Origin of the sequence: Evansella vedderi (assembly GCF_030813435.1) — a bacterium.
GTDB lineage: Bacteria > Bacillota > Bacilli > Bacillales > Salisediminibacteriaceae > Evansella > Evansella vedderi.
In genome coordinates this window covers 79,328-103,967 of sequence record NZ_JAUSUG010000018.1, presented here as the reverse complement: position 1 = coordinate 103,967, position 24,640 = coordinate 79,328, and the positions used below count along the sequence as shown (strand labels likewise).

Here is a 24,640-nt window from a genome sequence, read left to right as displayed (position 1 = left end):
CAAACTTTTCACGATCCGATTTCCTTGGTGCTAGATCATAAAGAAATAAGGATAGTTCCTCCATCATTTGGAACTATCCTTTCTATCATTTTGCCACTCCAGACCTAAGCTCCGCGGGGGTTACCCCTTCTACCTTCTTGAAAACTTTAATGAAATACTTGTCATTTTGGTACCCTACTACACTAGCAATTTCATATACCTTTAAATAGGGATTCTTCAATAGCTCCTTCGCCTTTTCCACCCTGATTCTAGTTAGATAATCGGTGATAGTTTCGTTATATTCCTGTTTGAACTTTCTCGAAATATACTCCCTGCTTAGGAAAAATTGATCGGCAATGTCTTGGAGCTTAATGTCCTTCTGGTAATTGGCCCGAATATACTCCTCGATCATTTGCACACTATTTTTCTCCTTTTGATATTGGCCGTTTACAACGCTTTCGAATAGTTCGTGGAATTCCTTTGTTTTTTCCTGGAAAAAATCCGTTAAAGAAAAATTACCTTGCTCATCCCAATAGCTCCCTGTCTTCCACAACGGTGAATTCCTTGGAATGTTGTACTCCTTTAGCCAATGCTCCTTGAGAATCTCGAATTGCGACTCCCAAAGCTCCAGTTGCTCCATGCTAAACCATTGTTTTTCGCGGAAAACCTTGAAAATACTCTCCAAAATCTCGTCTACATTCTTTACACTGTTGCTCTGGATGGCCCACTTTATTTCCTCCGAGTAATCAAAAAGGTGTACAAGCTCCACAGAATGTCTGCCTTCATTAATTACCTCTTCCAGCTGAAAGCCTTCAGATTCGGTACACAACAAATTCTTACGATTCAAACACCTTCTTGCCGATTGATACGCTTCCTGGAGACTGTCCGATGGGTTACCACAAACGAATATACAATGGAGTCCCGTAGTCTTTTTTAGTTTGCAATGAAGCTCCGGTAGCATCTCCTTCATGTTCTTCCAAAATAGAATCACCATTTCATCTTCATTCGTAATATTTCGAAAGGCCACGCCACAATTCCAATGGGACAACGTTTTATTTAACATGGTCAATAGGGAGGAAAAACCTTTGCCACCATCCCCAGCAATTTTTTTCCCAATGGCCTTCTTCACTGGGATAATGGCAATCGTGTACTCATTAAAGGAAATATCCGGGGAAAAGGCCGCCCTTATTTGCTCCATGACCCGAGGAGGAAGGGTTTGCTCATGTAACACATCGGAAAGGAGATGATCCCAAATGAGTTGATCCGTTTCCACTTGGTTTACGCGCTCCCTATTCTCTTCCTTCCATTTCGCCACCACACGCTCCAAGGTTTCATTCAATTCCACAGGATTAATGGGCTTTAACAGGTAGTCGAAACTGCCGTAGGTGATGGCGTTTTTTGTATATTTGAAATCATCATACCCGCTTACCACTATAGTTTTGGCATGGATCTCGGAGTTATGGATCCATTTTAATAGATCAATCCCGTCACATCTTGGCATACGCATATCCGTGAAGATGATTTCCGGCTCGTACTCCCGAATCAACTGCATCGCTTCCTGACCATCGGCCGCTTCATACAAAGAGGTAATTCCATATTTTTCCCAATCACCCAATAGCTTTAGGCCATCCCTAACGTGTTGCTCATCATCAATAATCATTGCCTTCATGATTTATCCCCTCCATTTCTACGGGAAGTTTCATGGACACGCGAAAGCCCCTTTCACGAAGATTCCCAAACTCAAATTCGGCTTTACCAGAATAGTAGAGTCGTAACCGTTCGTACACATTCTTCAGTCCGATTTGTTCGCCATTAGCCCTTCGTACACCACCGTCAATTAGTTTTTTCTTCAACTTATGAAGCTTTTCTTCACTGACACCAGTGCCATTGTCGGTCACATGTATCGTTAAAAAGTCTTCTTCTTTTCTGCATTCTAGTTTAATTATTCCAATAGATTCTCTCCTATCAAAACCATGTTTAAAATAGTTTTCTATCATTGGTTGCAAAATCATTTTCGGCACATGAATGTGGAGCGTATCCTCATCGATTTTTAACGTATACTCTAGTTCATCACCGAAACGCTGCTTCTGCAAGAGCATATAGGCCTTCGTATAATTGATTTCCTTCACCAACGGGACCGTATCCTCTTCCGTATTCATGCAGTATCTCATAATCTGGGAAAGATCATTGAGCGATCCATAGATTTCCGGAACATCCTTCTTCAGGGCCATCGTCCCAATGGATTGCAGCGTATTGTATAGAAAGTGGGGATTGATCTGGGAATAGAGCACCTTCAATTGATTGGTTTTATTCTCTATTTCCAGCTTGTACTCCCTATTAATATGGTGGTTGATTCGATCAATCATCATCTTGAACCGTTGGCCAAGGATGCCAATTTCATCATTTCCTAGGGACTGAAACTTGACTTCCATATTCCCTTGCTCCACTTTTTTAATATTATCGAGAAGCTCTCGAATGGGTGTGGTGATTCGTACCGATACAAGGAGTGTCGCAAAAATCACTAATAACAGTCCAACCACACCGTAAATAATGTTGATAATAGCCACATCATAAGCACTCTCATAAAGAGTAGTGAAGGGAATCCTTTTCACTAACATCCAGCCACCCGCAGTAGGGGCAACAGAATCATAAACAATCACCCCATGGAACGACGAATCCTGCCATTCCATCGTACCACTGTCAGTCCCAGACCCTAACAGTTCCCGTGGCCAGTCTTCCTCCTCAGGAGCACCATTCCTGGAGCTATATATGAACTGACCTTCCGGGGTAATGATATAAAACTCCTCTGTGGCGCCGTTATACAGATAGTTGCTTAATTCTTGTACTTTATCCGGCCTTATTTCCAGCGAAAAATAGGCGAGTACCTCATCCGAGGGAACGTTCTTGAAGGCTCGGTGCAAATTAAAACGGTCCGAATAGGGAATGGTTTCAATATACAGATTACTGAAACTGTTCGTCGCCGTGTTGTAATAATCTGTGTCTGTGTCCGCTACCTGTTCTGAATAAATGATGGAGGATTGCCGTGAAATGGTCACGAGTCGATTATTTCCAACGATGGACATGGATACCTTTGAAACACTGGCGTCTCCATACAAAATCGAATGCAACACTTGGTTCACTGGCCGCATAGATAAATGATCGTCGGACCGGTTGGCTTTTTTAAGAAATTGCATATATTCTGAATTATTGTAGTTCGTTAAAATGAGGTGATTTAATTCTTTTAAGTATGTTTCCATATTGATTTTCCCGTGATAGAGAAGGTTTACGTTTTCTTGAACGGATTGGTCCTTGAGGGACTCCTTCGTATAGAGAAACGTGACGACAATGGACGTTCCAAAAGGAATGATTGTAATTAATAATAGGAGAATGATTAGTTTGTTGCGAATGCTTTTCTTGATCTTATTAAACAATTGGGCGCCCCCCAATATCTTTTTATATACTTGAGTATATATAGAAAGCATGCCTACGTATAGACATGCTTTCATGAAATTTTATAGAAGGCAGGCACCTGTTTTCCCCTATACCTACTTACTTGAGGTTATCCCAAGTGGCCTGGAACTTCTCTAATAGCTCATCATAGCTGATTTGGCCGGCGGCATATTCTTGAATGGCTGCTGCAAAATCTTGGTTCGCACCGTCTGGCCAACGGAACCAAGTCCATGGAATCGTCTTATCTTGAACAGAGTATTCTAAGATAGACTCCCCAAGGGCTCCTAACCCAGAAGGCTCAATGTTGTCAAATGCCGGAATGAAAGCAAATACCTCTGTCATATAGCGCTTACCAGTTTCAGAGGATACCATCCAATCTAGTAAAAGCTTCGCTTCTTCTAGATGCGGTGAGTTCTTATAAAGGACGTAGTTGTTTGGTACCCCAACAGGGATACGGTTAGCACCAGGATCGTCATTTAGTGCAATAGGTAAAAATGCCATGTTGATGTCTGGATTGATTTCATAAATCATATTCTCCGTCCAATTACCTTGTTGTAACATTGCCGTTTGGCCTGTAGCAAATTGTGTTACTTGTGTATTGTAATCTGTCGTTAACGGATTTGCGTTTCCGAAGTTAATCTCTAAATCAATCAGACGTTGGAATTCTTCAAATCGTGGGTTTCCTAAGATAGATTCTGTTCCTTCGTTAAGGCCTTCAATAAAGGCAACTGGATCATCTTGCTGTGCAAAGGCAATGTTTAATAAATGCTGCCCGATTACCCACCATTCCGCATAACCTGCAGAGAACGCTGTAATGCCTGCCGCTTCTAATTTTTCCGCAGCCGCAAGTAATTCCGAATAATTCGTTGGTGCCTCTGTGATACCTGCTTCTTCAAATAAATCTTTATTATAAATGAATCCATAGCCTTCTAGGTTTACTGGCATTCCGTACAGGGTGCCCTCCTCATCTGTCATCGGTACTTTCCCTATTTCAAGTAAATGGTCTACCCAAGGCTCGTCAGAAAGGTCCGCTAAATGCTCTTTCCAAAGCTCCAACTCATTGAATCCACCGTTGTTAAAAATGTCAGGTCTTTCTCCGGATGCAAACTTGGCTCTCAATGCCGCACCGTAATCCGCCCCTCCCCCAACTGTTTCCAAGTTCACTTTAATATGAGGGTATTCAGCTTCGAATTCCTTTAACATTTCCCCTAAATCATCGGCGATTTCCACTTTAAATTGGAAGAAATTAAGGGTCACTTCTTCTTGTTGCTGCCCTTCACTTCCACCATTGTTAGAATCGCCACTGCCACCTTCGTTTCCAGTGTTCGTTTCTGAGTCCCCGGACGAACACCCTGATAAAAGCCCTACAATGAACAACAAAGAAAGAAGCATAATAGATAAACGTTTCATTTGATAATTGACCTCCTCTTAGTGATTAAGACACTTTTTATTTAGATTTGCAAGCAGGAATTTGCTGGCAAAAGTGGATAACAAGTTATTTTGTAACTACCGTGAAAACATATGAATCTGGTTGTCATTCGCTACGGACCTTCGCTCATTCCAAGCAGACTAAAATTTTCATTTTCCATGGTGGGAATTATCATTTCCATGGAGGTCTATCCTGAAAATAGGTGGCACAAAAGATCGCACTTTATCTTTTGTGCCACCGAAGCAATGAGCGAAGCCGCCGTAATCTTTACAAAGGTATCTATGAGCGCTCTTCTCATAGATACCGCGCGGCGAGCGGAGCCATTGCCGGTACTTTTCATAATCCATGTTGCCGTTTGCACTCTCGGAGAAGTGGACGGCGACGTGAAGGCTGAAGCATTGCCCGTGGAAAGCGTCCGCCTGTAACGGATTCGAGAGACATGATTAAAACATTCTCATACTCCATGGTGCAAATTTCAGTTGTCTTATTTGATAGATCCTGATGCGATTCCTTTAATGATGTGTTTTTGTAAAAATAGGAAGAAGATGATTATCGGCGTGATACCCATTACGAGTGCTGCTAACCCCATATCCCACTGCTTCGTGTATTGGGCAAAGAAGGAGCTTGTTGCTAGCGGGATTGTCCTTAAGGATGCATCCTGTAAAACTAGTAATGGAAGTAGATAGTCATTCCAAATCCATAATGTGTTGAGAATAACTACTGTAACTGTAATCGGTTTTAACAATGGGAACACAATTCTCCAGAACACACCGAATGGCGAACAGCCGTCAATTCTAGCTGATTCCTCCACTTCCACCGGGACCGTTTTCACAAATCCGTGGTACAGGAACAAGGAAAGCGGTACCCCGAAGCCAAAGTACATAATGATAATTCCTGGAATACTGTTCATGATTCCTAACATTCCACCAAGCTTTACTAACGGAATCATCACCGTTTGGAAAGGTATCACCATCGCGGATACAAAGAAGATAAATAGAATTTTGCTGAAATTGCCTGGCGTTCTCACCATCTTCCACGCTGCCATGGAACTGATGATGACAATCCCAATATTACTGAACACCGTAATGATCAGGGAGTTGATGAATGGTCTTGGGAAATTGAGAATATCCCAAACCTTCACATAGTTAGAAAAGAGTAGTTCACTTGGTAATGCTGCTGCATCAACAAGAATCTCGGAAAAGCTTTTCAAAGAATTCACGATGACGAAATAAAAGGGAACCATGAATAAGATAGCTAATAAAATAGCAACTATTTCTAAGGCGAAGGTTTTCTTCGTATATCGGCTGCCCATTACGCCTCCACCTCCCGTTTTTTCGTAAACATTACTTGCGCTGTTGTGAAGATGGCTACGATGACAAAGAAGATAATCGCTTTCGCGGAGCCAACTCCATAGTTATTGTTGGTGAACGCCTCTTGATAAATGTTGATGGCCACCGACTGAGTGGAGTTAAATGGCCCACCGCCCGTTAATGATAGATTTAGGTCGAAGATTTTAAAGGCCATGGCGATCGTTAGGAAAAAGCAAATGGTGAACGCCGGTAAAATTAGCGGTATAATTATATTTTTCAACGTTTGGAATGCCGTTGCCCCATCAATTTTTGCTGCTTCCAACAAGGAATTATCTACTCCCTGTAATGCCGCTATGTAAATGACCATCATATACCCGCTGATTTGCCACGCGAAAACAATAACGATTCCCCAAAAGGCTGTCGTTGCATCACCAAGCCAAGGAAGCTGGAAAAACCCGATATTGGTGAGGTCCCCAACCGCTGCAAATCCCCTTACAAAAATAAATTGCCAGATGAATCCAAGTAGTAATCCCCCAATAACATTAGGGACGAAAAATACCGTTCTAAGAATGTTCTTCGTTTTTAATGCGGCGTTGAGGATTAATGCTAAAGAAAATCCAATAAAGTTACTGATGATAACGGCCGCAAACATGAATTTTGTTGTAAATAGAAAGGAGTTAAAGAAGCGCTCATCATTGGTGAATATGCGCTTAAAGTTTTCGAAGCCCACCCACTCCACTGTGGAGCTAACCCCATTCCAGGAGGTAAAAGAATAATAGATTCCCATGAAAAAAGGAATGATTTGAATGACAACAAAAAACAATAACGCCGGTCCAACAAACGCCGCATAGGTTAGGATTTTGTTTAATTTCGCTCTACGTTTGGAAACTGATCTTAATTTCGTAATAGGCGTTGGTTGCGGGTGGGGGGACAGTTGCCCTTCCCCTACGGGTGTAGTTTTAGTTGTAGTTGTGCTTGTGTTTGTGTTTGTGTTCAATTCGTCCTCACCACCTTGTGTTTTGTAACCGCTTTCTTTATTGATTATAAAGAAGTATCCCTGGGTTGAATAGAAACGGTATTGACTAAAAAGGTGCACAATTGTGACCTTTATTTTTTTATGGTGTGGGATTCATTACTCGTTTTCCTTTTCGTTTCCAACTTGTCGCGATCCCATGCCTTTCCCGATGACTCTTCGCGCTCTTTTTATTCACCCCTATCCGTCATCGCACACAAAAAAAAAACACACACTTCCAAATACACTCAATTAAGAGCGCAAAGAAAAGTGTGTGTTTCCATTTATTTATTCCGTAAGTTATTCCAGTCGTCGAAAGCTCCACTGCCGTCACATCCTGGGCACTCTTGGTGTGAGGACATGTAGAAGTACTCGCTCGCAAACATATGGTAACCGTGGCCATGGCAATCAGGGCATAATCCCTTCTCTTCCATCTGAGCTAACCGCTTTTCATATCTTTGGTTATTCCACTCTGCCAGAGCATTTAATAGACCCATTTTAACCCACCTCATTCAATCTTTTTTTGTAGTATGTGGAAAAATGAGGATATTTATACAAAAACATTGTTAGATCGGTTAATTCATAATATTCTTACAACGTATGGTTGGTGCTCTTTTTATGGGTAAAATGTCTATCTTTTAAGCTAATATAAGCGGAGTTTTTAATCGATAAGATTGTTACCTAAATCCATTTTCTGCTTCCATTTCGGTAACTTAATCAGCCTTCTTGTTACCCAAATTCAATAGTAACCCCTGTTTCGGTCACTTTCCTCCCCCTTCAAAATTAACCTCCAAACATTAAATGGGTAAAACTAGTTTTCCCATGGAAACGAGTTTGGAAGCGCCGGTTGCTGATGGGACGTTGTTGGGTTGCTGGCGTAAGAATTCATTTCCTAGGATGGCAAATGCAATGGCTTCTTTAGCATCGCTTGAGAAGCCCACCTCTTCCATGGACATGACGGGTCTTCCCAATTCCTTTTCTAACCGCTCCATGAGAAAACGGTTATGGACTCCGCCTCCGCCAATGAGAACTTCGTCTAGTTCGCCATTAAAGTGAGGGTCCAGCTGCTCCACAATCGTATACGAAATCGACCGTACCGTATATGCGGTTACGGTTGCAATAATATCTTCAAAGGAATACCCCTTATCCTGGCCTTCCTTCCACAGTTTTTCTGCCATTCCTTTGTTGTAATATTCACGACCTGTGCTCTTAGGGAATGGCTGGGTTAAGTAGCTGTCTCCGTTCACCATCTCAGCTAACCACTTTTCTTTTATTTCACCTGCTTCAGCCAGCTCACCCCCGTTGTCGAAAGCCTTCGCTCCATTGGTGCCTAACCTGACTACTTCATCGATAAGTACATTTCCGGGGCCCGTATCAAAGGCTAGAATATCGGCTCCTTGCTCCAAGCCTTTAGGTAAAACCGTTAAGTTACCCATTCCACCAATATTTACGAGAACTCGTCCTTTTTTAGCACTAGTGAACAAAACCATATCTACAAAGGGAACGAGGGGCGCACCTTGGCCACCTACGGCCATATCACTTGGGCGGAAATCTCCTACTGTGACACAGCCTGTCTTCTTTGCAATAACAGCCAGTTCTCCAATTTGAAGGGTGGCAGCCTCATCTGGGAGATGATAAATGGTTTGTCCGTGAGAGCTAACAAAGTCAACATCCCCCAAAGATAAACCAGCTTCTGTCACCACCTTAATGGCAGCTTCAGCCATTTTTTCTCCTAAAACCACATTCAACCTACAAACCTCATCCACAGAAGAGGTCTTCGGTTCACAAACTTTAAAGATTCTTTCCTTCAAGGCATTATCATAATTCACTGTTTCAAAATGGATTAACTCCACTTCCGTTTCAAATCCGGAACCGTTAATTTTCACTAGAGCCGCATCAATACCATCTACAGAGGTTCCTGACATAAGACCAACGGCTAATACACTTTCTTTTTCCAGAGGTAAATGAAGCTTAGTCATCGATCCGTTCCCCTCTTCTCGAAGACTTGTGTCTTTTTCCTTGAATAAACTTTACTGCTTCACGTGTTTCACTTAGGTGTGTCATCACTTCATTGTAGGATTTATTCGCTACACAAATAAATAGAATATCAATAACGTGGAGCTGGGCTAGCCTGGAGGAAGTGGCACCACTTCTAAAGGTTGCTTCCTTAGAAATCGATGTATATAAAGATATGTCAGCAGCTTCTGCAACAGGAGAAGGCCCAAATTTGGAAATACTGACCGTTGTAGCCCCTTTGCTGTTCGCGAGCGCTAATATGCGTTCTACTTCGTACGTATTACCGGAAAAGGAGATGCCGAATACAACATCCTTTTCCGATACGTTAGCTACCTGCATTGCTGCTAAATGAAAATCGGAATTGGCTGTTGCTCTCTTATTAATACGTGAAAACTTTAATTGGGCATCTTGTGCAATAATGTTGGAAGCACCTACACCAAAGAAGTGGAGATTTTCCCCCTCAACAATAGCGTCTACCGCCTTTGAAAGCTCTTCCTGATCAATAATTTCCATTGTCTCCTTCAGGGTTTGAATACTATTATTCGTCATCTTCGTGAGAACTTCTGATTGGGATTCCCCTGGCTGAATGTCACTATATCCTTCCCCACCATTTTTCTGCAGATCTCCTGCTATACGTAGCTTTAATTGTTGAAAACCTTTAAATCCCAGGGATTTACATAGCCGAATGACAGCAGCACTGCTCGTATTGCTTTGTTCCCCAAGCTTAGCTGCCGTAAGAGAAATGGTCTCATTAGGATTTTTTATAATAAATTCTGCAATTTTCCGCTCCGATGGTGGGAGTTTTGAAAGCATTTCTGATAATATCATTAAAGCTCCAGATGTAGGTGACATGGCCTTCCCTTCTTTCCTATTGTTTATTGTTTATATTTTACTACTTTAAAAATAAGCGTAGTTAAACTTTGATGTTGATTTCCGCTTCAGGATACTCGCTATCCGCGGGCAACGCTTCAGCCTCCTTATCTTATCAAAAACAATAATCTTGTTATTTATTTCTAATGGTGACTGGTAGTTTTCCTGTGACTTGTTTTTTTCCGTAGATGGCTTGTGCTGCTACGCGCAGTGCTGGTGTTGTGAATTCATAGCTGCAAACGTAGGCGTCTAATTTTGGTAAGTGCATGCTGTCATACGGACTTCTCATGGCAACGACTACTAGTTTTTTTCCTAACTGGGTGAGGTCCTGAATAAAGGACTGCTGCCATTTGGATCCACTTGCTGATATGGTGCCTACTATTATTGTATCAAAAGATTTTCCTTTCTCTAGTATTCTAGAGAGAACTTCTGGATCTTCTTTTAATAGGCCTAGTTCTGCTTCAGGGTGAATTTCCTGTACAACCTGCCCTAATGCGTGGGAGGAGTAGCGCTTATCTTCTGCCATGGTTAAATAGGTATTCTCCGGATAGACAACAAGGACCCGATGATCCGAAGTGCTTGATAAAGGGAGGGTATTCCCGTTATTTTCTACGATTGTTATTCCTTGAGCAATTATATCTAAGGCTTCTTTTCTATGTTCTTCACATCCTACCAGCTCTGGAACGCTAATTTGATCTAAATCTAGGTCGTCCCAGGATAGATAACGATCCTTTAGTTTATTAATTCTCTGTGCAGACTCATGGACCCTCTGTTCATCTAAACCTCCCCCTTCAACAGCTTGAACAATAGCCTCAATGGCGTCGTGCTGCAGGTTCGGCATGTGAGAGATCATCACTAAATCCACACCTGCTTTCACTGCCTCGACGGCACCATTAGCGGTTCCTACTGTATCGGCAATGGCGTTCATTTCCATACAATCTGTCGTAATAACGCCATCGTAACCTAGTTTTTCCCGCAATAGGCCTGTAATGACCCCATGGGAGAGGGTAGCCGGTACTCCTTCTCGCTCTTCAATAGCGGGAAAATACACATGAGATGTCATGACCACGTCTGCTCCCTCTTCGATACATGCCCTAAAAGGAACTAATTCCACCTCTTCTAATCTTTCCATGGAATGCTTAATAGTGGGGAGGGCTAAATGGGAGTCTACATTTGTATCCCCATGTCCTGGGAAATGCTTCAACGCCGTTATGATTCCAGCCTCTTGCATCCCCTTCATAGAAGCTTTTCCGAACTGAGCTACCATATCTGGGTTTTCACCAAAGGAACGAACGCCGATTACCGGGTTTTCTGGATTATTATTTACGTCCACAATGGGAGCTAAATTCCAATTAATCCCCAATGCCTTCAATTCTTTTCCTGTTGCGACACCTGTTACATAGGCATTCTCCGGATTTCTAGTTGCCCCTAGTAACATTGCTCCGGGAAAAACAGTAGTCCCCTCTCCTAATCGTCTTACCACACCATTTTCCTGGTCGATGCAAATGAGAAGGGGCTTTTCGTGCCCCGACTCCTTTGCTAGCTTTTGGAGCTTCGTTGTTAACGTTAAAATCTCTTCAGGGGTACCGATGTTTCGGCCAAAGAGAATAATACCCCCGACGTGATGGTTTACTATAAGCTCTTCCATTTCCTTTGAGATATTTGCTGGGTGATCCCCTTTAAAGCCAAATACCATCATTTGTCCAATTTCTTTTCGTAGTTTTTGTGTATCCATTTATTCTTTCACCCCGCCTAGTGTTAAGCCTTTAATAATGTAGCGTTGGAAGATAAGGAAGAAAATAATCATTGGTACGGCAGCAATGGTTGCCCCTGTCATTAATAGCTTGAAATCCGCTAAGTTAGCATCCTGCAATGTTTTTAAACCTGCAGGTAATGTCATAAGCTCCGTGCTGTTAATGACGATAATCGGCCATAGGAAGGAGTTCCACATTTGTACAAATGTAAAGATCCCTAAAACAGCCATGGCTGGTGCAGCTAATGGGAGCACAATAGATCTAAATATCTTCCACTCTGAGGCCCCATCAATTTTGGCTGCTTCCAACAATTCATCTGGTATAGACAATAGGAACTGCCTCATTAAAAACACACCAAAGGCCAACGCTAACCCTGGAAAAATTAGGGCTAAGTGGTTATCAAATAAGTTTAAGTTTTGAATGATAATAAAGGTTGGCACGAGGGTCACTTGCTCCGGTATCATCATCGTAGAGATAATGACCCAAAAGATGATCCACTTGCCTGGAAAATCTTTTTTCGCTAGGACATAGCCTGCCATCGTGTCAAAAAGAACAATTAATGCCGTTGTCAAAAGGGCGATATATAAGCTGTTAAATAACCAGCGCATAATGTCTGTTCGTTCAAATAGTCTTGTAAAGGAACCAAAGGTCTTCTGACGGACTTCCGTCATTAAACTAGCATGTACTTCCGCTTGTTCGTAATCCCCCATTCGTTCTGCTTCACGCTTCTTTTGCCACTGGGAGATATATTCTGGAATCCCCTTAGGATATAAAACTGGCGGATTCGATTCCACATAGGAAACTGGACGGTCCATTTCTTCATTTTGATAACTCGGAAGTTGGAAAGCCGTCACAAAAACCCAGTAAAGAGGAAGCAAAGACACAATTGCAAACGAAAGTAAAAGCGTGTATATAATAGGTTTTTTCACTTTACTTAACACTGAATTTTGTTTCATAAAACTCACCAACTTCCTTTATTTCTCTGTTCGCAAGGATTTAAATTGAACAATTGCAAATCCCATGATGATAAAGAATAAGATAACGGATTGGGCAGATGCCAGTCCAAAGTTAAAGTCCCTGAAGGCTGTTTTATAAATAACATGCACCAGCGTTTCCGTGGAATAACCCGGTCCCCCGCCGGTCATCATAATGATTTGAGTAAATACTTGGAATGACCCAATCGTACTTAAAATAACTAAATATAATGTTGTTGGTTTTAAGAGTGGAATGGTGATTCTTATCCACTTCTGGAAGGCATTCGCCCCATCAATATCTGCTGCTTCATAAAGGGATGGATTAATGTTGTTCATTGCCGCTAAATAAATGATAATTCCGGCACCTGGCGGTATAAGTATCGCCATGATCATTAAAGACGGTAAAGCTGTCGATGTTTGTCCCAGCCAGTTGACCGGTTCAAATCCAAAGAAACCTATGATGTAGTTAAATAATCCAAAACGATAGTTATACATCCAACGCCAAACCATTGCAATAATTACCATGGAGGTTACTGTTGGTAAATAAAATGCAGAACGGAAGAATGCTTGTGAAACTTGACCTAATGGATAAATGAAGGATGCAATAATTAATGCAGTTATGATAAATGCAGGTACTGTTACAATCGTATAAAGTAAGGTATTCCACAGTGCTGCTCTGAATATCGGGCTTTGAAATGCTTCGAAATAATGCTTAAAGCCCACGTAATCTACGTCAAATACCCCTCGATCTTGGAAGGATATAACAAACGCCCATAGTATTGGTATTAACATGAAAACAGTAAAGAAGATGAGCTTTGGCAAAAGGAATAGATAAGCAACCTTATTCTCTTTCATCCTCATCCATACAGTTTTCTTCGGTATTATAATTTTTTCTCCAGTATTATTTACTGTGTTTGAGTTCTGCTGTGCAGCCATCCTAACTCCTCCTTACACATAAACACATCACATACTTTTTATTGAGGAAGATATATTTAAAGACTGTTTGATTGTTGTTTTGGAAGAATAGTATATTGCTTCGATAAGCGGAAGGCGGCGACTCCAGTGGGAAAAGCAACGGCTGAAGCGTTGCCCGCGGAAAGCGTCCGCCTGAAGCTTATTCAAGCTATTCAAAAAAAAGCCCAAAGTTTACAATATCAGCCTTTTTAAATAAAGGCCCTTTCCTCCCCTTACTTGTGGAAGGAAAGAGCCTTCGACTTCTACAATATTAGTTGTTTAAAATTCTTTCTACTTCGGATCTTGCGCTTTCTAATGCTTCTTGGGCTGTTTTTTCACCATTTAACGCAAGTTGTAATTCACTTTGAATAACCTCGTCAATTCTTGCCCAATCTGGGTGCATTGGTACGGAGATTACTTGCTCCGTTAATTCTTGCGCTGCAGCCATGTGTGGGTTTTCAGCATGTGGATTCATCTCTGCAGATGATTCACGTGCAGGGAATGTTCCGTAGTTCTTCGCTGTTACATATTGCTCTTCTGTAGATGTGATATACTTCATAAATTCAGCAACCATTTGGCGTTTAAATTCATCCTCTTGCTTGAACATTACGTAACCGCCGACACCACCGATGGTTACTGGCTCACCAAGGTCCCCAATTGGATATTCTGCAACCATGAAATTCATTTGGTATTCTTCCGTTTGAAGGGTATTGATTGCCCAAGTAGACCAAGGTTGAACAGCAATCGTACGTTGATCTAATGCAGCAAAGGCTTGGAAAGTTCCACCAACATCTGCTCCACCCATTTCCATCGGTGCAACTCCGTATTCAAATTTAAGGTCCATTAATTTCTGTAAACCGCTGATTGCCTCAGGGGAATCAAATGTATATTCTGTCATATCTTCATTTAATGGATATCCACCATCCATAAATAGAAACGGCCATGCTTCATAATAAGAATCTAAAATATAAGTGGAGAAACCGTATACCTCGTCGTCTGTTAAAGCAATCATTGTTTCCACAAACTCATCGTATGTCCAACGACCATCTACAGGGGGTTCCACACCTTTTTCTTCAAAGATTTCTAGATTTAATAGCATTGTTTGAACACTAACTCCTGAAGGAATACCGTACAAGCTGCCGTTATACTCATATGCTTCTAATGTATTAGGGTAGAAATCTGTCAACTCTTCTTCCGTAAAGAAATCATCCGTTGATTCAATTACACCACTTTCAATGTGGTTAATACTAATGGCTCCACCACTAATATCGACAGGTGCAATATCAGGCCATGTTTGACCGGCGATAGCAATACTTAAAGCATCGCCAAGCTCAGCCCACGGCTGTTGAACAATCTCAATTTCAACACCAGGATACATCTCTTCAAATTCTGCAGCTTTTTCTTCAATCCAGTGGTATTGATTTTCGTCTTCATCTGCCCATCTTGGTCCATCCCAAATGGTGATGGTACCTGTCCAATCTTCCCAGCTGTCTATATCTTCTGAGCCACCGGAAGAAGACCCTCCACAAGCAGTTAATGCAGTAAGACCAATGGTTAATACTCCAGCCGCCATCAACTTTTTCATGCTTTTCATTGTAAATCCCCCTTAAATATAGATAATTTTAATAAAATTATAAATATATTAACCTTAACAACTGGACCTTCCTGCTATTAAGATTTTTATAGAATATAATAAACCTTGATGTGATCCAATTTCTCCTAAACTTTCCTTATTAAACACTTCCAAAAAGAATGATTTAAATTTAATTTGGTAATCCCCCCACTTGGGGGAATTCCCGTCTTCCTATCTATTATTTTAACGCTTCTTCGATTGCCTGCCGTACGAAACCATCGTGCTTTTCCAAAAGCTTTTTGGCTTCTCGAAGACTTACCCCTGCCTTTATCATGACAATAGCGTATTTTACATCGTGATTTGCAGTATATAAAACTTTCTCCGCTTCTTCAGCTGTAACGCCAGTAACGGTTGTCACTATTCTCTTCGCTCTTTCCTTCAACTTATAATTACTTGCATTAACATCGACCATGAGATTTTCATAGACTTTTCCAAACTTTATCATTGTTGCTGTCGTCAGCATATTCAAAACCATTTTGTGAGCTGTAGCTGCCTTTAATCGTGTGGATCCCGTCAATACTTCTGGACCCACTACAACTTCTATTGCTTCGTGAGAAACTTGGCTGAGCTCCGATTCCTTGTTACAGGAAAGGCCTATTGTTTTAGCCCCAAGGGTCCTTGCATACTTTAATGCCCCTATTACATAAGGCGTCCTTCCACTGGCGGCAATCCCAACCACTACATCTTCCTGTTTAAAGCCTGCTTTCTTTAAATCTGTTGCTCCTTTGACTGGATCGTCTTCGGCTCCTTCCACAGCCGTAAAAATTGCTTTTTCACCACCTGCAATGAGTGCTTGAACCATTTCTGGCGGCGTACGGAAAGTCGGAGGACATTCAGACGCATCTAAAACACCTAATCGGCCACTTGTACCAGCTCCGACATAAAAGAGTCTACCATTATTTTTTAGCGTTTCAAAAATAATATCTACTGAACGCTCGATTTGCGGAAGTGCCCGTTTTACTGCAATTGCCACCGTTTGATCCTCTTTATTCATTACGGAGAGGATTTCCCCCGTTGACATTTGATCAATATGTTTTGTAGCTTCGTTTCTTTGTTCTGTTATTAAAGTTGATAGATTTAGTTCCATTCTGTTATCACCAAATTTCATAAGAGGTTTAAATCTATTAAAATAAAATTTCATTACATGTATATCTTAATACTTATGAAATGTTATTTCAAGTATTTTGTTATATTTTTAAAATTTTTATTCGACAGGTTTGGAAACCAGTAATTACGCATAAAAAAAAGCCTGTTATAGAAGGCTTTTTTCGTACTGTTTATATTGAAATAAAATTTTAAAACCGAATTTTTTATAAAAATCATTTAGTTCTGTCTAATCAATAATAATACTTCGCCTTTCTACTTACATGAACATTGATGGCACCTTGTACTAATTAGAAAACAGGCATTAATATAGAAGATACTTCTTTCTTAATGCTGCGAATTTCTTTGCTTCTGTTTTCTTCTGGCGTATCCATTCTAGGGATGCTTCTCCTTGGTCGCTTCCTTTTCTGAGCTCATTTGTCCCGCTTAATAAATCAATAAAATAACGACTGTTAATCGGTGCCAACCATTCAAAGTGATCGGGATATAGTTTTCTTAACGTATCGATGATCCCCATGGCAATCTCAATTGGCTCTAGTTTTTCAAAATCATTCACGTGTATTTGAATTCCCTCACATAGCTCCCCTTTATGTTTGGATGTATAGGGGGTAAAGGTAATAGGGCGGAAGGTTACACTTTGGAAGTCGTACCGGCGCAACTCAGCTACGAGCTCGTAGGAATGAATCCAAGGTGCTCCTATCCATTCAAAGGGTGCCGTTGTTCCCCTGCCTTCGGAAACATTGGTCCCCTCGAAAAAGCATGTACCAGGATATAAAGCGGCCATCCCTTTCCCAGTGGCATTTGGGGATGGCATCACCCAATGGAGGCCCGTTTCTTCATACCAAAAGTGACGCTCCCAACCATCCATTGAGACAACCGTTAAATCTACATTCATTTTATATTGCTCATTAAAATATAGTGCTAGCTCTCCAACGGTCATTCCGTGACGAATGGGCAAGCCGTACTGCCCTACAAAGGAATGAAAGGACTCCTCTACTATATTTCCGTCCACGGTTATACCGTTAATGGGGTTAGGCCTATCTAAAACAAATACTTCTACCCCTGCCTTTTGTGCTTCTTCCATACAATAGGCCAGCGTATAAATGTACGTATAGAAACGAACCCCTAAGTCCTGGATATCGAACACCAACGTATCTATTTCTTGAAGCATTTTCTCTGATGGACGCTTTTGTTTACCGTATAAGCTATAGACAGGAAGCCCTGTTATTGGATCCTTTTGATCCTCTATCACTTCGCCGGCAGTAACATTTCCACGAAACCCATGCTCCGGGGCAAAAATCGCTTTTACATCTAACCCCACTTCTAAAAACCGATCCACACTTAACTGTAGTGAAGCATCAACGGAAGTATGGTTAATGATTAACCCTAATTTTTTCCCCTTTAAAAGCTCCCTTTTCTCTCCCAAAACCTTTTCTAAACCTGTCCGTACCATGTTTTCACCAACCCATCTGTTTTGTCCAATCATCACGGACAATGTTTATCCCCTTTTCCTTTAATGCACCAACTACTGCTCCTGCCACTGGGGAAAGTTCAGGTACGATAATCCGAACGTCATGCTCCCCCTCCAATTCCTTTTCCATTAGGGGAATGAGTACGTCCCTCTGTTGAAACAACCCCCCAGTACAAACGACCGTAATTGGCTCCTTTTCTTCTGAAAAAAGTCTATTTAACAGCACCTTCACGGACTCTGCAATCTCTTTACTCGCTGTGGTAATAATTTTTTTAGCATGAACGTCCCCTTCCGTTGCCGCTTGAAAAACATCGGGGGCAAGGGAAGCAATATGATGACGAAATTCAGAAGGGTGATAAATTAGATTAAGGGCTTCAGGGGCAGCATTGATTTTTAACCGCTGTTTTATTAATTTTGTAAGAATGGAGTCCCCCATTTGCTCGTCGTATTCCTTAAATAACACCTTTAATCCTTCTAGACCTAAACCATATCCACACCCAGAATGATCAATTAAATAACCCCATCCCCCAGCCCTTCCCATTTCGTTTTTACCGTTAATGCCAAAGGTAATTGCCCCGGTACCTGCAATGTTAACAATTCCCGGCCTACCTAATGTTGCAGAGTAGAGGGCAGTGATGGCATCATTGGTAATGATGATTTCAACTGAATCACTCGTGTGAACTCTAATTATTTCTTCTAGCGCCTGGATGTCCTCTTCTGTAAACTTCGACATTCCAGACATTCCTGCAAAAACAGAGGTAACCTCCGTTAAGTTACCATTTTTGCTTGCCAACTTTTTTATAAGGTGTTGTAATCGTTGCTGAATCGTTTCTTTTTCCACATGGGTAGGGTTCGTTGCCCCTACCGTTTCTTTCGCTACTATTTCAATAGAGGGGGTGGGGGCATTTTCTCCGCTGCGGACATGGCATAGAACGCCAGTCGTTTTTGTTCCTCCACCGTCAATCCCGATGATGTACATAAATCCAGCTCCTTAGCTATATTATTAGAGCGTGTGCAGAAATTGTGTTGCAACGGCTCCGTACTGCGCGCTTTCTTGAAGAAAAACACTCCTAGAAAGCTTTGAAGAAGATCAGCGACTCTACTCATTGCATCGATTCCTTTCAAAAAGTTGAAAACCAAGCCTTTTGACAAGAATCTATTCTACTAAGCTAGCATATACCACATTATGGAATCCCTTGTGAATATAATTTATATTTACATCTCTGCCGAAATGGACTCGATTCGTTAGAAGAGAAGTCGCCAGATGCATCGATCATCTATCTAATTACTCTACAGTTGCAACTGTTATTTTATTTTATTTAAATTATATTTTATTTAAAATAATATTTCAACCATGTTCCCATACCTCTATAAAAAGAAAGGGAGAGTTAAAAGGTCTGTTTTTAACCTTCTATCTCTCCCTTTCGGCGATCTATTCTTTAATCCCTTTCCATCACACGAGCAACTTCTGCGCCTTGACGGTAAAACACTCCCGGCTCTCCTATTGGTGCATAAACCTCCACATATTCCCCCATAGAGTCAACGGAAATAGTTTCCCCGCTCCAGTGGTGAATCCATTCTCCTTCTGGTAGGTATACACTCACTTCCTCTACACCCTCATCCAGCACTGGAGCAACAATCATATACGGCCCAAGCATAAATTGTTCATAGTTGATTTTATAAGTCTCAGGATCATCAAAATAATGGAAAAACATCGGCCGTACAACGGGTGCCCCAGTCGTCGCTGCCTCTTCCATCAATTCCTGACGATAAGGAGCCAATGCCGCAAAAATATCACCAAACTCCTTCACATGCCCAATAATCCGCTCATTACTATACAACTGAATATTTTCATCTGGCCGGTTCCCTTCATGACTACGGAACAGAGCAGTAAAGGCATTCAACTCGATCCAGCGCAAAAGGAGTTCCTCTGAACGAACATAGTTCAACGGAAAATCCGTAATAGAAGTATAGCCTCCAATATCACTATGGTTCAAGCTGAATCCAGACAAACCACTGGATAACAGCCCCGTCACTGCCGTTTTGATCCCATCATGCTCGTCCCAGGTCACTAGCTGATCTCCCAGCCAGAAGGCACTGGCATACCGAGGACTTTCACTGTAGGCAGCCCGGACAAAGAACATCCCTTCATCAAGAAGCCCCACCTCTTCCAGGACCTCCCGATTCAGCTTCGCCCACTCCTCCGGGTAACGGTGATGGAACGTATCTCCCAGTTCCCCGCTGGCCATCTCCGCATCTAACGGCAAGGCCTCCCCAAAGTCAGCCATCCAGCCGCTGAACCCATTTTCCACTAGCTCTTCTTTTATAATCCCCTTTAACCACTCCCTTGCTTCTGGAATGGTTAAATCTATGAGAGCAGCACTAAAACTAGTAATCTGGAAATCTTTTGGCTCACCATCCGCATTTTTCACAAGAAAACCCTTCGCCTGAGCTTCACTATATAAGTCCCTGCTAACATTCCTTTTGTCACTCGTGTCCACCAGGAAAGGATTCACATATCCCAATAAGCGGATCTCCTCTTCCTCCAGCATTCCAAGGAAGTCATCCCAATCATTATAATGATCCCGGTCCAGCTCCCAATTCCACCAAAGCTGTTTTCCAAAGGACGTCCGACGCTGACCAACCCAATCCTGAATCCAAAGCCCTACTACAGGGACCTCCGCCTCCAAAAGGGAGTCCAACTTCTCCGACACCACAGCCGTTCCCCCTTGAGCCCCAAGGATCAAGCCCTCCTGCGTCCATGCCGGCAACGGCTCCATTCGCCCAACCACCGACGTATGCTCACGGACAAGATCGGCAGGAGAGGCCCCAGCATAAATCCTCCCAATGGCTTCTGCCGAGTAAACCTCCAGCTGTGCCACATCCTTCTCCGTAAAATGAAACACCTGATACTCCTTATTCTCACTAAAGAGAGACCTCAGCTTACTGCTAACGAATTGTGGCACCGGCGCATAAGTATGGTACCACGTCCCACCAGCCCTATTCGTCAAATCCGCTAAAAACGTCAACGGCTGCAACCCCCGGCCAACACCCTGCTCCTGCACAAGGATCGGCAGCCGCCTCCCCTTCATATCAAAGGTAGAATACTGCTCACCAAACCCAAAGAAATGCTCATCCCCATCCGAATGCCAGCTAAGAAACGTCCGATTAACCAACGGATGATCAAAGCTCACCGCATATTGAAGCTGAAAGTCCGACTTCACCGTAAGCGTAAACTCAAACGGCACCGACTCCCCATTCTCACAACCCAAATCCCCCACTATCGTAACGGCCCCAGGTGATTCCACAATCCCCGAAACCCACTGCTCCTCACAAACAAAACGCCGCTCCTCATCAATCGTAAAATACCCACGACTCTCCTCCGACTCCATCACCCCATACCCCGCCGCAAGAAATCCCCGGTTTTTTGGCGTGGAAAAAATAAGATGATCCGGAATATCATCATGTGTTATTTCAAAGCGGGCCTCCGATCCCAACCACGTTAATTGGAACGGACCTAACGGGAACTCCAGCGTATCCAGAATATCATCCGCAGCCTCTATCGTGCTAAACACCGGGGGATCAACCTTGTAAGCATAATAAATAACTCCTCCACCAATCACCATGATCGCACTTAAAACTAATCCAATTATGACTCGATTTCTCATTGAAGATCCCCCATCATATTTATCCCTTTCTTTCATTTTAGCGATTTACGAGAAGATTACTAGAGGTAGATAGTATTAAATGAAAAGAGTGGAAGTTTTGTTTGTCAACGAAAAGGGCACACCCTGATTGTTGGTGTGCCTAAGCTTTGTTTATCTTAAATAAGCTTGATAAAATCTTGTCATTGCTACTGCAAAGTCTCCGCGGGTTACTTCTTCCTGTGGTGAGAAGGAAGCGTGAACGGTTGGGCGCAAGTCAAAGCGTCCTTGCGTCACGGAGAACTGGGCATTCAAAATATTTAAATCTAGTGCCACCTGCACATAGCCCTTCAAATGATCGGAAACTTGATTCCCGTCATCCAATTTAATTCTATCATTCCCGTATTGAACAGTGAGGTCCCCTTCATGTTCTAAAGCTAGCTCCTGCAGCCCTAAGCTTTGGACAAGGGAATAGGCTAATTCTTCTCTTGTGACGCTGCTATTTGGTGCAAATTTACCCTCTTCCTTAGGAAGTACCACTGGGTTTTGCTGATGGAAAATGTCACGTAGGGCTGAGCCTTTAGCTGTAACAGCTTCAATATAGGACGACTCTATTTTTCTTAGATCGCTGAAGGAATGACCCTTTGATTGACGAATTCCTGCTCCCATGACTAAAAATTTCGCTAAGTCTGCACGACTTAGTTTTTCATCAGGGGCAAAGGTTCCGTCCCCTTTCCCATCAAAAAGTCGTTCGCTGATTCCTAATTGGATAGCCCCTTCTGCCTCATGGCCTGCGATGTCATCGAGACCTGAATACTCGCCAACAGTGGTGAACCGCAGCGTTCCATTCACGGTTTCAGGGAGTGCAGTTCCGAATGGATTGATTTCATCTCCTCGAAGACCGCGGATTTCCGCCTGCCACTTCCCAGGGATTGGAGAGCTAACGGATACGGTTCTCGTCCAATCAATGGCAAACAGCAGGCTAATACCGGAACTGTACTCTTCCCCATTTGGATCAATTAAAACAAGGTTAATTGGATTACCCGTTTCCTCCATTAACCCCCTTCCATCTACTTGGGCAGTAATGTTGGCCACTCCCTCTGCTACTTCGAATTCATAGCTGTTGTCAGAGAGAAAAAGTAATGGATTGAAATCCACCTCAAATGAAGACTCCTCCACTTGTGTTTTTACAGAGCTGTTAAAGGTTTGATTCATGTTTAATGTTTGCCCATATTCCGTTCCATTTATGGCTGCATCCACTGCAGCATAGGCATTTACGTAGCCGGCTCCCACTTCCCAAGGCTCCATCCCAGGCATGTTCGTCGCTGTCTGCTCGAGAATTTCCTTTACCTCCGATGGAGAAAGGAGTGGATTTGCTTCTAGCATAAGTGCCACAATCCCTGCCACATGCGGCGCTGCCATGGAAGTTCCACTCATAGTTGTATAGTAAGGGAGATATGCTGTTTCAATCATTTCTGCGTCGTTATCCACTGCTAGGGCCGATAGAGGTGCTAGGACTCTCGTAGAAATGATGTCTACTCCCGGAGCCGTTACCGTAGGGCGGTCCGTCCATGTCCACTCTTCCCCATCCATTTCAAAGGTCCCCCCTTTGCCTTGGGTACCCCTTGAAGAAAAGTTAGCTAAGGAACCATCCTTTACACCGGCACCAACGGAGATAACCCATGGAGCCTTTGCATATGGATTGTGTGTGTTTTCCCCTGGCCCACTATTTCCGGCCGCAAAAACAGTAACAATTCCCCGGTCATACGCCTTCTTACTAGCTACATTGATAGGGTGATACGGATCAAAGCTTCCTGAAGATCCCCATGAATTGTTAATGACGCGAATACCATATTTAGCTTGGTTCGTAATGGCATAGTCAAAGCCGCCAATCCCATCGAGAATGAGGAGCACACCACCGGAACCGTAGCCAATAAGGTCTGCTCCAGGAGCAACACCTTCGTATTTCCCTCCAGATTGTGCACCCGTTCCCCCGATCGTACCGGCAACATGCGTACCGTGACCAGAGTTCGTGTCCGTGTTAATGACGTTTTCTGTGTAGGTCACTGGGAGCAGAGATGAAACTGCATTAAGATTCGTTGTGGCAAGGACATTTTGCACAAGGTTTTCCCCGAATTTGTGGTCATTGTGCGTCCCATCTACACCACTGTCGTTCACGACAACACCGATGCCTTTTCCGGAAACAGGCAGACCCCCATTCGCTCTACGGAAGTCGTCATCCGTACGAACCTTTTGCACTCCTGTAAGTTCCGTTGAATCTTGGTTCAGGAGTTCTAGGGGAGTGTTTTTATAAACAGAAAGGACCTCATCACTTTGCTGCAGCTTTTCAATTTGTGATTTCGTTGCAACCACACCGGCAATTGGCAAGCTTTCCATGGAAAGTCCGGTAGAGATACCTAAATCCTCTAATAAATTGATTTGGTTTTCTGTCGGCGGACCGTCCCCTTTGAAAGTAACGATGACCTCGAGACTAGTACTCGAGGAAACAGTTTTCAATGTCTCCTCCAATAAAGGATCAAGGGAGACTTTGTCTAGTAATCTCGCTTGTGAATTGCCTGGTTGTGTGAATAAATACGGTACCATCAATAACACAGCAAGAAACCCAATAAATACACGTTTCACTAATAACCCACTCCTTTTGTTGATTGTTGTTGTTTTTGTAAAAACTAGCTGGTTTTCTAACTCTATTTTCCTTTGTTTTGTGGGGTGGAACAATTGAGCAAAGGGTATAAATATGGGGTCTGGAGGTACTAACCTGGGGGTGTACTAAAGTAGTAGGTGGTGTACCTTTTGTATTAGTTCATTTCTGGAAAATATTTCGTTGTTTTCCCATTTCGTTACGCGTTCCATGAACGCTTTATGAGACAGGTAAGTGGCATTTCCAGTTCGTTACGCGTTCCATGAACGCTTTATGAGACAGGTAAGTGGCATTTCCAGTTCGTTACGCGTTCCATGAACGCTTTATGAGGCAGGTAAGTGGCGTTTCCTTTTCGTTACGCGTTTCATGAACGCTTTATGA

18 protein-coding genes are annotated in these 24,640 nt (G+C 42.6%); 1 reads left to right on the top strand and 17 read right to left on the bottom strand.

Annotated elements, in window-relative coordinates; translation table 11 throughout:
* Positions 1–85: 85 nt before the first annotated feature.
* The 3 genes from J2S74_RS19890 to J2S74_RS19880 all read right to left on the bottom strand — a co-directional run bounded on the left by J2S74_RS19890 (position 86) and on the right by J2S74_RS19880 (position 4,839).
* Positions 86–1,648 carry a response regulator transcription factor gene (locus J2S74_RS19890; RefSeq protein ID WP_307329135.1) on the bottom strand — a complete coding sequence of 521 codons (1,563 nt, stop codon included), beginning with the start codon at positions 1,646–1,648 and terminating at the stop codon, positions 86–88.
* Positions 1,629–3,410 (bottom strand): sensor histidine kinase, encoded by a 1,782-nt coding sequence (locus J2S74_RS19885; RefSeq protein ID WP_307329133.1) that lies wholly within the window; start codon positions 3,408–3,410, stop codon positions 1,629–1,631. The genes J2S74_RS19890 and J2S74_RS19885 overlap by 20 nt, the downstream gene beginning before the upstream one ends.
* Positions 3,411–3,528: 118 nt before the next feature.
* Positions 3,529–4,839 carry an ABC transporter substrate-binding protein gene (locus J2S74_RS19880; RefSeq protein WP_307329130.1) on the bottom strand — a complete coding sequence of 437 codons (1,311 nt, stop codon included), beginning with the start codon at positions 4,837–4,839 and terminating at the stop codon, positions 3,529–3,531.
* 111 nt (positions 4,840–4,950) lie between these two features.
* Between J2S74_RS19880 and J2S74_RS19875 the strand changes: the two genes are divergently transcribed.
* Positions 4,951–5,283: a hypothetical protein gene (locus J2S74_RS19875; protein WP_307329127.1), complete on the top strand. Its 333-nt coding sequence runs from the start codon at positions 4,951–4,953 to the stop codon at positions 5,281–5,283.
* Between the two features lie 59 nt (positions 5,284–5,342).
* Here J2S74_RS19875 and J2S74_RS19870 read toward each other — a convergent pair whose 3' ends face one another.
* From J2S74_RS19870 to J2S74_RS19805, 14 genes are all read right to left on the bottom strand, one after another.
* Positions 5,343–6,170: a carbohydrate ABC transporter permease gene (locus J2S74_RS19870; protein WP_307329125.1), complete on the bottom strand. Its 828-nt coding sequence runs from the start codon at positions 6,168–6,170 to the stop codon at positions 5,343–5,345.
* Complete coding sequence (locus J2S74_RS19865; RefSeq protein ID WP_370876044.1) at positions 6,170–7,075, bottom strand: carbohydrate ABC transporter permease; 906 nt, start codon at positions 7,073–7,075, stop codon at positions 6,170–6,172. The genes J2S74_RS19870 and J2S74_RS19865 overlap by 1 nt, the downstream gene beginning before the upstream one ends.
* A 389-nt stretch (positions 7,076–7,464) precedes the next feature.
* On the bottom strand, positions 7,465–7,677 hold the full coding sequence (locus tag J2S74_RS19860) for a DnaJ-like cysteine-rich domain-containing protein (RefSeq protein ID WP_307329122.1): 213 nt from the start codon (positions 7,675–7,677) through the stop codon (positions 7,465–7,467).
* 300 nt (positions 7,678–7,977) lie between these two features.
* Positions 7,978–9,159 carry an anhydro-N-acetylmuramic acid kinase gene (locus J2S74_RS19855; protein WP_307329120.1) on the bottom strand — a complete coding sequence of 394 codons (1,182 nt, stop codon included), beginning with the start codon at positions 9,157–9,159 and terminating at the stop codon, positions 7,978–7,980.
* On the bottom strand, positions 9,152–10,048 hold the full coding sequence (locus tag J2S74_RS19850) for a MurR/RpiR family transcriptional regulator (RefSeq protein ID WP_307329117.1): 897 nt from the start codon (positions 10,046–10,048) through the stop codon (positions 9,152–9,154). Before J2S74_RS19850 ends, J2S74_RS19855 begins: the two co-directional genes overlap by 8 nt.
* 151 nt (positions 10,049–10,199) lie before the next feature.
* The gene (gene nagZ, locus J2S74_RS19845) at positions 10,200–11,801 is read right to left on the bottom strand and encodes a beta-N-acetylhexosaminidase (RefSeq protein WP_307329115.1); all 1,602 of its coding nucleotides are present in this window, start codon (positions 11,799–11,801) and stop codon (positions 10,200–10,202) included.
* Entirely contained in the window at positions 11,802–12,776 is a 975-nt protein-coding gene (locus tag J2S74_RS19840) for a carbohydrate ABC transporter permease (protein ID WP_307329112.1), read from the bottom strand. It lies immediately after the preceding gene.
* Positions 12,777–12,794: 18 nt separating this feature from the next.
* The gene (locus tag J2S74_RS19835; protein ID WP_307329110.1) at positions 12,795–13,730 is read right to left on the bottom strand and encodes a carbohydrate ABC transporter permease; all 936 of its coding nucleotides are present in this window, start codon (positions 13,728–13,730) and stop codon (positions 12,795–12,797) included.
* Positions 13,731–14,019: 289 nt separating this feature from the next.
* The gene (locus J2S74_RS19830) at positions 14,020–15,342 is read right to left on the bottom strand and encodes an extracellular solute-binding protein (protein ID WP_307329107.1); all 1,323 of its coding nucleotides are present in this window, start codon (positions 15,340–15,342) and stop codon (positions 14,020–14,022) included.
* 217 nt (positions 15,343–15,559) lie between these two features.
* Positions 15,560–16,468, bottom strand: coding sequence for an N-acetylmuramic acid 6-phosphate etherase (gene murQ / locus J2S74_RS19825; protein WP_307329104.1), 909 nt, complete (start codon positions 16,466–16,468; stop codon positions 15,560–15,562).
* A gap of 321 nt (positions 16,469–16,789) precedes the next feature.
* On the bottom strand, positions 16,790–17,971 hold the full coding sequence (locus tag J2S74_RS19820; protein ID WP_307329195.1) for an exo-beta-N-acetylmuramidase NamZ family protein: 1,182 nt from the start codon (positions 17,969–17,971) through the stop codon (positions 16,790–16,792).
* Positions 17,943–18,935, bottom strand: coding sequence for an N-acetylglucosamine kinase (locus J2S74_RS19815; RefSeq protein ID WP_307329101.1), 993 nt, complete (start codon positions 18,933–18,935; stop codon positions 17,943–17,945). Before J2S74_RS19815 ends, J2S74_RS19820 begins: the two co-directional genes overlap by 29 nt.
* Before the next feature lie 460 nt (positions 18,936–19,395).
* Positions 19,396–21,624 carry an alpha-glucosidase gene (locus J2S74_RS19810; protein WP_307329098.1) on the bottom strand — a complete coding sequence of 743 codons (2,229 nt, stop codon included), beginning with the start codon at positions 21,622–21,624 and terminating at the stop codon, positions 19,396–19,398.
* A gap of 150 nt (positions 21,625–21,774) precedes the next feature.
* Positions 21,775–24,243, bottom strand: a complete 2,469-nt coding sequence (locus tag J2S74_RS19805) for a S8 family serine peptidase (RefSeq protein WP_307329095.1) — start codon at positions 24,241–24,243, stop codon at positions 21,775–21,777.
* Positions 24,244–24,640 lie beyond the last annotated feature (397 nt).

Coding starts and splice junctions, on each gene's coding strand:
- J2S74_RS19820 (WP_307329195.1), bottom strand. CDS start 17,971: ATGATTGGACAAAACAGATGGGTTGGTGAAAACATGGTACGGACAGGT.
- J2S74_RS19840 (WP_307329112.1), bottom strand. CDS start 12,776: ATGAAACAAAATTCAGTGTTAAGTAAAGTGAAAAAACCTATTATATAC.
- J2S74_RS19850 (WP_307329117.1), bottom strand. CDS start 10,048: ATGTCACCTACATCTGGAGCTTTAATGATATTATCAGAAATGCTTTCA.
- J2S74_RS19835 (WP_307329110.1), bottom strand. CDS start 13,730: ATGGCTGCACAGCAGAACTCAAACACAGTAAATAATACTGGAGAAAAA.
- murQ (WP_307329104.1), bottom strand. CDS start 16,468: ATGGAACTAAATCTATCAACTTTAATAACAGAACAAAGAAACGAAGCT.
- J2S74_RS19890 (WP_307329135.1), bottom strand. CDS start 1,648: ATGAAGGCAATGATTATTGATGATGAGCAACACGTTAGGGATGGCCTA.
- J2S74_RS19815 (WP_307329101.1), bottom strand. CDS start 18,935: ATGTACATCATCGGGATTGACGGTGGAGGAACAAAAACGACTGGCGTT.
- J2S74_RS19870 (WP_307329125.1), bottom strand. CDS start 6,170: ATGGGCAGCCGATATACGAAGAAAACCTTCGCCTTAGAAATAGTTGCT.
- J2S74_RS19860 (WP_307329122.1), bottom strand. CDS start 7,677: ATGGGTCTATTAAATGCTCTGGCAGAGTGGAATAACCAAAGATATGAA.
- J2S74_RS19875 (WP_307329127.1), top strand. CDS start 4,951: ATGAATCTGGTTGTCATTCGCTACGGACCTTCGCTCATTCCAAGCAGA.
- J2S74_RS19880 (WP_307329130.1), bottom strand. CDS start 4,839: ATGAAACGTTTATCTATTATGCTTCTTTCTTTGTTGTTCATTGTAGGG.
- J2S74_RS19855 (WP_307329120.1), bottom strand. CDS start 9,159: ATGACTAAGCTTCATTTACCTCTGGAAAAAGAAAGTGTATTAGCCGTT.
- nagZ (WP_307329115.1), bottom strand. CDS start 11,801: ATGGATACACAAAAACTACGAAAAGAAATTGGACAAATGATGGTATTT.
- J2S74_RS19810 (WP_307329098.1), bottom strand. CDS start 21,624: ATGAGAAATCGAGTCATAATTGGATTAGTTTTAAGTGCGATCATGGTG.
- J2S74_RS19830 (WP_307329107.1), bottom strand. CDS start 15,342: ATGAAAAGCATGAAAAAGTTGATGGCGGCTGGAGTATTAACCATTGGT.